9 protein-coding genes are annotated in these 6,768 nt (G+C 61.7%); all 9 read left to right on the forward strand.

What is annotated here, in order from left to right:
• The coding region (locus tag ACRESJ_RS30730) for a hypothetical protein (protein WP_431761262.1) at window positions 1-188 on the forward strand (188 nt) is incomplete at its 5' end.
• Window positions 189-293: 105 nt separating this feature from the next.
• Window positions 294-1,493, forward strand: a complete 1,200-nt coding sequence (locus ACRESJ_RS30735; protein ID WP_431761263.1) for a PepSY-associated TM helix domain-containing protein — start codon at window positions 294-296, stop codon at window positions 1,491-1,493.
• The gene (locus tag ACRESJ_RS30740) at window positions 1,490-2,032 is read left to right on the forward strand and encodes a thiamine pyrophosphate-binding protein (protein ID WP_431761264.1); all 543 of its coding nucleotides are present in this window, start codon (window positions 1,490-1,492) and stop codon (window positions 2,030-2,032) included. Before ACRESJ_RS30735 ends, ACRESJ_RS30740 begins: the two co-directional genes overlap by 4 nt.
• On the forward strand, window positions 2,029-2,358 hold the full coding sequence (locus ACRESJ_RS30745; protein ID WP_431761265.1) for a hypothetical protein: 330 nt from the start codon (window positions 2,029-2,031) through the stop codon (window positions 2,356-2,358). The genes ACRESJ_RS30740 and ACRESJ_RS30745 overlap by 4 nt, the downstream gene beginning before the upstream one ends.
• Window positions 2,355-2,927, forward strand: coding sequence for a DUF6162 family protein (locus ACRESJ_RS30750; protein WP_431761266.1), 573 nt, complete (start codon window positions 2,355-2,357; stop codon window positions 2,925-2,927). Before ACRESJ_RS30745 ends, ACRESJ_RS30750 begins: the two co-directional genes overlap by 4 nt.
• 35 nt (window positions 2,928-2,962) lie before the next feature.
• The gene (locus ACRESJ_RS30755) at window positions 2,963-3,889 is read left to right on the forward strand and encodes a metal ABC transporter substrate-binding protein (RefSeq protein WP_431761267.1); all 927 of its coding nucleotides are present in this window, start codon (window positions 2,963-2,965) and stop codon (window positions 3,887-3,889) included.
• Window positions 3,886-4,731: a metal ABC transporter ATP-binding protein gene (locus ACRESJ_RS30760; protein WP_431761268.1), complete on the forward strand. Its 846-nt coding sequence runs from the start codon at window positions 3,886-3,888 to the stop codon at window positions 4,729-4,731. Before ACRESJ_RS30755 ends, ACRESJ_RS30760 begins: the two co-directional genes overlap by 4 nt.
• Complete coding sequence (locus ACRESJ_RS30765; protein WP_431761269.1) at window positions 4,731-5,630, forward strand: metal ABC transporter permease; 900 nt, start codon at window positions 4,731-4,733, stop codon at window positions 5,628-5,630. The genes ACRESJ_RS30760 and ACRESJ_RS30765 overlap by 1 nt, the downstream gene beginning before the upstream one ends.
• On the forward strand, window positions 5,631-6,533 hold the full coding sequence (locus ACRESJ_RS30770; protein ID WP_431761270.1) for a metal ABC transporter substrate-binding protein: 903 nt from the start codon (window positions 5,631-5,633) through the stop codon (window positions 6,531-6,533).
• Window positions 6,534-6,768: the final 235 nt, after the last annotated feature.

Raw genomic sequence — 6,768 nt, forward strand, 5'->3', positions numbered from 1 at the left:
CGGGCAAGCCCGCTCCCACAGGTTTCCTGGTGTTCACAAGTGATGTGGGCACCAAAAATCTCTGTGGGAGCGGGCTTGCCCGCGATGGGGCCCTAACATTTGCCCCGGAAAAAACAGCTCTACGAAATACGAAACATTTTCTTTCATATCACCCTTCGGGATTTCGGGTGCTCATCCGTCCTATATAGATGCAGTCCTGTCGCGTAGGCAAAAGCCACGACCGGGGCTTTCATGGACCTCATCGCTGCGAAGCCCGTAGCAGAGGCCTTTCATCGATATAAGACGCCCTAATCATGTCGAAGAAATCCCGTTCGAAAATCTGGTTCCTGGTGCACAGCTGGCTGGCACTGCCGATCTGGTTTTTTGTCCTGATCGTCTGTGTCACTGGCACGCTGGCAGTCGTGAGCCAGGAGATCGTCTGGCTGGCCAACCCGCAAATGCGCGCCAGCCAGCCATCGGACGATGCGCCACGGCTCAACTACGACCAGATCATCTCCGCGATCAAGAAGGCCGAGCCCGACATCATCGTCGACAGCATCAGTCGTCCCGATGAGTCGCACTTTGCGCTGGATGTCACCGTCAACTACCCCGACGGGCGTTCGCTGACGGTCTACGTCAACCCTTACACCGGCGCCATCCAAGGTCCCGCTCCGCAATTCAACTTCCAGGCCTTCACCCGCGCATTGCATGGTTGGTGGCTGGTGCCGTTCACCAACGGCTACAGCTGGGGCTGGTACCTGGTGTCATTCCTCAGCTTGCCGTTGCTGGCCTCCCTGGTGACCGGGCTGGTGGTCTACAAGCGTTTCTGGAAAGGCTTCCTGCGCCCGACCCTGCGCATTCGCCATGGCGCGCGTATTTTCTGGGGTGATTTCCACCGCCTGAGCGGCATCTGGTCGATCTGGTTCATCGCGGTGATTTCCATTACCAGCACTTGGTTCCTGATCCAGGCGTTCATGTTCGACAACCAGATTTCCATCTCTACCGCGCCGGTCGCCGCCGTGGTCCCGCGTGAAAGCGTACCGCTCACCGCCGATGGCTCTGCGGTGCCGATGATCAGCCTTGAAGAGGCGATCCGCCAAGCCAGGGAACGCATTCCCGGTCTGGACGAGAGCTTTGTCAGCCTGCCAGCCAACGCCTACAGCTATCTGTCGGTGGGCGGGCGCAGTTGGTACCCGCTGATGTTCCAGACGGCGGACATCAACCCCTACACCGGAGACGTCGCCGCCACGCGCCTGCTGTCGGACCGCACGGGCCTGGAGTTCGTGACCGAGTCCATGCGTCCGCTGCACACCGGAGATTTTGGCGGGATCTGGATCAAGCTGATCTGGTTTTTCTTCGGCCTGCTGCTGAGCATGATGGTGCTCAGCGGACTGCTGATCTGGACCAAACGCACCGCACTGGCCACGGCCAACGCCCTCAAGCGCAGCAATAAAGCTCCACGCAACCAGGGTGTTGCGGCCACGGGCAGCGAAGCCACGCAGGTCAGCCCATGAGCCAGTCGACTACGCAAAAACCGCAATCAACACTGAGCCGTTTCTGGCACAAATGGCGTTTCCACATCAACGTGCTGCTGTTGCTGGTGCCGCTGGGGTTCATGCCCAAGTATTTCGCCGATGCGGCGCTGTTTCGCGGTGACACGGGCCTGGGTGAGCGGGAAATCGGCGACATCCAGGTCGGCCCTTGGAGCGTGCGGCTGGCCGAGCTTCGCAACGAAGCTCCGATGCTCGATGGCCCGGCCGGCTACATGAAAAGCTTCAACGCAGCCTTGTGCGACAGCTGCCGCGAGCAGGTCAAGGCCACCTATCTGCGCATCGGCAAGCCGCGCAGCCTCCGCGCCGCCGGGGTGATTTTCTTCGGCACGCCCTATCGCATGGGCGCCATGCTGCCCGTATCGGAAAAGACCAAGGCCGACGCCGAACTGTGGATCACCATGGAAGGCTGGGACGGCTCCATCCATCAGGCATCCATCCCTCTGAGCCAGGCTTCACCCGCCACCCTTGCCTGGCTGACCACTCAAGGAGGCAAACCATGATCAACCTTATCCGCCCTCTCGGTGCTGCGCTTGTGGTGCTCTGCGCCGGTTTCAGCACCAGCGCCCTGGCCCACAACCCGATGTGCGAATGCAAAGCCGTCGACGCCGAGCAGATCAAGTGCACCGGCGGTTTCTCCGATGGCAGCGGCGCGCCAGGGGTGACCCTCGATGTGATCGGCTATGACGAAACCATTCTGGTACCGGGCAAGCTCGGCGCCGACTCGACCCTGACGTTCAAAAAGCCCGGCGCCGAGTTTTATGTACTGTTCGACGCAGGCCCCGGACACGTGGTCGAAATCGACCAAGCGGATATCGAAGCGCCATGAGTACGCCAACCACACAAGTCGTCCGCCCGGCCGGTGCCGGCCATGAAACCCTCTACGTATTGCTGTTGTGCCTGATCATCCTGGCGGTGGCCGGCTCAGTGGTTGCCTGGCGCGGCGAATCTCAGGAGGTGAGCAGCGTTAACAGTCATCAGCTGGATGCCCGCCGCGACCTGAGTGCTTCCGAGCAAGGCATCTACGCCGATTTGCGGGTCACGCTGGACGAAATTCACTTGTTGCGCCAGGAACAACAAGCCCTGCCGACACCCGAAACCCTCGCCGAGGAAGGGTTCGCGCCGTTTGCACAGGACGCCAGTTCCGTCAGCCGTGGCGGCCACGCCTGGCAGCTACTCGACGGCAAGGCTTACTTCGGCCGCAGCCAGAGCGCCAGCGTGGCGGGCTCGTTCCTGATGCGCCTGAGCGCTGACGACAACGCCCCGGACATCTGGCTCAACCGCGCCACCGACCTCAAGGCTCCCGCCGACCTCAGCGACGCCACGCTTGAACGCGCCGGCTGGCAGCAGATCGTTGCTCAATTCGATGCCGGCGTGACCCGCCAGCACCGGCACTGAACCCTCGCTTTCATCCGAGAGAAGACCGCTTTCCCATGCCCATTTCATCTCTACGCTCATTCCTGCGCCTGTCACTGGTCGGCCTGCTGGCTTGCCTGCTGACACCCCTTGCCAGCGCCGATGAGGCCAAGCGCCTGCGCATCGGCATCACCCTGCATCCGTATTACAGCTACGTGACCAACATCGTCGGCGACAAGGCCGAGGTGGTGCCGCTGATTCCGGCGGGCTTCAACCCCCATGCGTACGAGCCACGGGCCGAAGACATCAAGCGCATCAGCGGGCTCGACGTGATCGTACTCAACGGCGTGGGACATGACGATTTCGCCGACCGCATGATCGCCGCCAGCGAAACCCCGAACGTGCCGGTGATCGAAGCCAACGAAAACGTACCGTTACTGGCCGCCACCGGTGTCGCCGCGCGGGGTGCCGGCAAGGTTGTGAATCCGCATACCTTCCTGTCGATCAGTGCTTCGATTGCCCAGGTCAACAACATCGCCCGCGAGCTGGGCAAGCTCGATCCAGCGAATGCCAAGACTTACACCGAGAACGCCCGCGCCTACGGCAAGCGCCTGCGCAAAATGCGCGCCGATGCCCTGGCCAAACTGACCCAGGCACCGAACGCCGAATTGCGCGTGGCCACGGTGCACGCTGCCTACGACTACCTGCTGCGCGAGTTTGGCCTGGAAGTCACCGCCGTGGTCGAACCGGCCCACGGTATCGAGCCGAGTCCGAGCCAGCTAAAGAAGACCATCGACCAACTGCGCGAACTGGATGTGAAGGTGATTTTTTCGGAGATGGACTTCCCGTCCACCTACGTCGACACCATCCAGCGAGAGTCCGGCGTAAAGCTGTATCCGCTGTCGCACATTTCCTACGGTGAATACACCGCCGAAAAGTACGAAAAGGAAATGACCGGCAACCTCAACACCGTTGTCCGGGCGATTCAGGAGTCAGGCGCATGACATCGAAAGAAACCCTCCTGGCCGATAGCGAATCCCCTGTGGGAACGGGCTTGCTCGCGAAGGCGTCCCGCCAGCTGACATCTTCATTGAATGACACACCGCTATCGCGAGCAGGCTCGCTCCCACAGGTATCGGGGCCGACCCTGGAGTTTTCCGATGTCAGCCTGACTCTGGGCCGCACGACGATTCTCGACAAGGTCACCTTTGAAGTCCGGCCCGGCAGCGTGCATGCACTGGTCGGCCCTAACGGTGGTGGCAAGAGTTCGCTGATCAAGACCCTGCTTGGGCAGATGCCGCATCAGGGCCGCTTGAGCCTGCAATGGCCGGGCGAACCGGGGACCATCGGCTACGTGCCGCAGGCGCTGGAGTTCGACCGCGGCTTGCCGATGACAGTCGACGACTTCATGGCTGCGATGTGCCAGCGACGCCCGGCCTTCCTCGGTTTGAGCAAGCACTTCGCGGCGGCGATTGGCGAGGCCCTGGAACGGGTCGGCATGCAGGACAAACGCAAGCGGCGCATGGGTGCACTGTCCGGCGGCGAGCGTCAGCGGGTGTTGTTGGCGCAAGGACTGATTCCGGCGCCGCAGCTGCTGGTGCTGGATGAACCGATGTCGGCGCTCGATGAGGCCGGCATCCAGGTGTTCGAACGCTTGCTGGGCGATTGGCGCCAGAGCGGAATTACCGTGCTGTGGATCGAGCACGACCTGGAAGCGGTCGGGCGCCTGGCGGATCACGTGACCGGTCTCAACCGTCGGGTCCTGTTCGACGCTACGCCGAAACTGGCCCTGACACCGGATCGCCTGCTGACGTTGTTTTCAACCCATCCACGGAGCGCTGCCTGATGAGTTACGAAGCCTTTCGTTTGATGGTGCATGGCTGGGCGTCTGCGGGTTATCTGCCCGAGGCGCTGGCCTATGGATTTGTGGTCAACGCGCTGCTTGCCGGACTGTTGATCGGCCCGGTGCTGGGTGGCTTGGGCACGCTGGTGGTGGTCAAGCGCTTCGCGTTTTTCTCCGAAGCGGTGGGTCACGCGGCCTTGACCGGCGTGGCCATCGGCATCCTGCTCGGCGAACCTTACACCGGCCCTTATGGCAGCCTGTTCGGTTACTGCCTGTTGTTCGGCATCCTGCTTAACTACCTGCGCAATCGCACCGGCCTGGCCCCGGACACCTTGATCGGCGTTTTCCTTTCGGTATCGCTGGCATTGGGGGCGAGCCTGCTGCTGATTCTGGCAGGCAAGATCAACGTGCATATTCTGGAAAACGTGCTGTTCGGCTCGGTACTGACAGTCAACGGTAATGACCTGTTGGTGCTGGCCATTGTCGGTTCGTTGGTGATGGCCCTCGCCTTGCCGCTGTACAACCGCATCATGCTCGCCAGTTTCAATCCGCAACTGGCAGCGGTGCGCGGTGTGGCGGTGAAGACCCTGGATTATCTGTTCGTGATTCTGGTGACGCTGATCACCGTTGCGGCTGTGAAAGTCATCGGCGCCATCCTGGTCGGTGCATTGCTGGTGATTCCGGCTGCGGCGGCGCGTTTGCTCAGCCAATCGCTGAAGGGCTTTTTCTGGTGCTCGGTGCTGATCGCCACCGTCAGCACACTGTGCGGGATTCTCGCGCCGATCGTCTTTGACCTGCCAATCCCCTCCGGTGCCGCGATCATTCTGGTGGCCGGTATCGCCTTCGCCCTGGCCGCCATTGCGCGCGGTGTCGTCCCCAGCCTGAAAGGGAACCTTGGATAAATGTCATTTTCTCTGCGACAACTGACCCTGGCGGTCGCCCTCTGCGGCCTGACCACAACTTCCTTCGCCGATGACAACAGCAAACCGCTGCGGGTGCTGGCCTCACTACCCATCACCTACGGGCTGGGCGAAGTCCTGCTCAAAGGCACCGACGTCAGCCTGCAACGCGCGGCACCGGACAACCTGCCTGGCAGCCGTCAAACCGCCTACTTCACGGGCAGGGGCGCACCCGCGCTGGCCAAACTGGCAAGCGACGCCGATGCGGTGATTGGCTTGCGCTCGCTGTGGCCGGATGACCCGCTGTATCCGATCTCCCGGCGCAGCAACATCCGCATCATCGAAGTCGACGCCGCCCGCCCGGTCGACGGCGCCCTGCCCGGCATCGCCGTGCAGCCTGGCAACAAGGTCGATGGCCTGAACAGCCAGCCGTGGTTGGCCAGCAACAACATGGGGCGAATGGCCGACGTGATGGCTGCGGATCTGGTGCGCCTGGCGCCCGAAGCGAAACCTGCGATCGAGGCCAACCTGGCGGCATTGAAGCAGCGCCTGCTCAAACTCAGCGCCGACAGCGAGAGCCGCCTGGCCGCCGCCGACAACCTGAGCGTGATGAGCCTGAGCGATCATTTTGGTTATCTGATTGGCGGTCTAAACCTTGAGTTGGCCGGCCTCGATGCGCGACCGGATGCCGAGTGGACAGCTGAGGCCTTGAAGGCGCTCGGTGCGACGCTGAAGGACAATGATGTGGCGGTGGTGTTGCATCATCGTCAGCCTTCGGATGCGGTGAAAGCGGTCATTTCAGAAGCCGGGAGTCGGTTGGTGGTGTTGAGTGTCGATGCGGCTGATCCGGTGGCCGAGTTGGAGGGGGATGTGGATTTGGTGATTAAGGGTTTGAGTGGGGTTTAACGTTGGTACTACGGGGTGGGGTACATATCCATTGCTGCGGTAACGGCTTTATTTGTCGTGTACATATCCATTGCTGCGGTAACGGCTGCTTATGGTTCCGCTTTTACGGCGGGTTACTTGGAAGAGCGCCAAGTAACCAAGCGCTTTTATCACCTGACGTACGGTGCCTCGCCTGGGCTCGGCATTCCCTCGCTCCGGTGTCCATCCGGGGGCATCGCCTCCGGTTTGCTGCGCT

The organism is Pseudomonas sp. (assembly GCF_050739655.1).
Lineage (GTDB): Bacteria > Pseudomonadota > Gammaproteobacteria > Pseudomonadales > Pseudomonadaceae > Aquipseudomonas.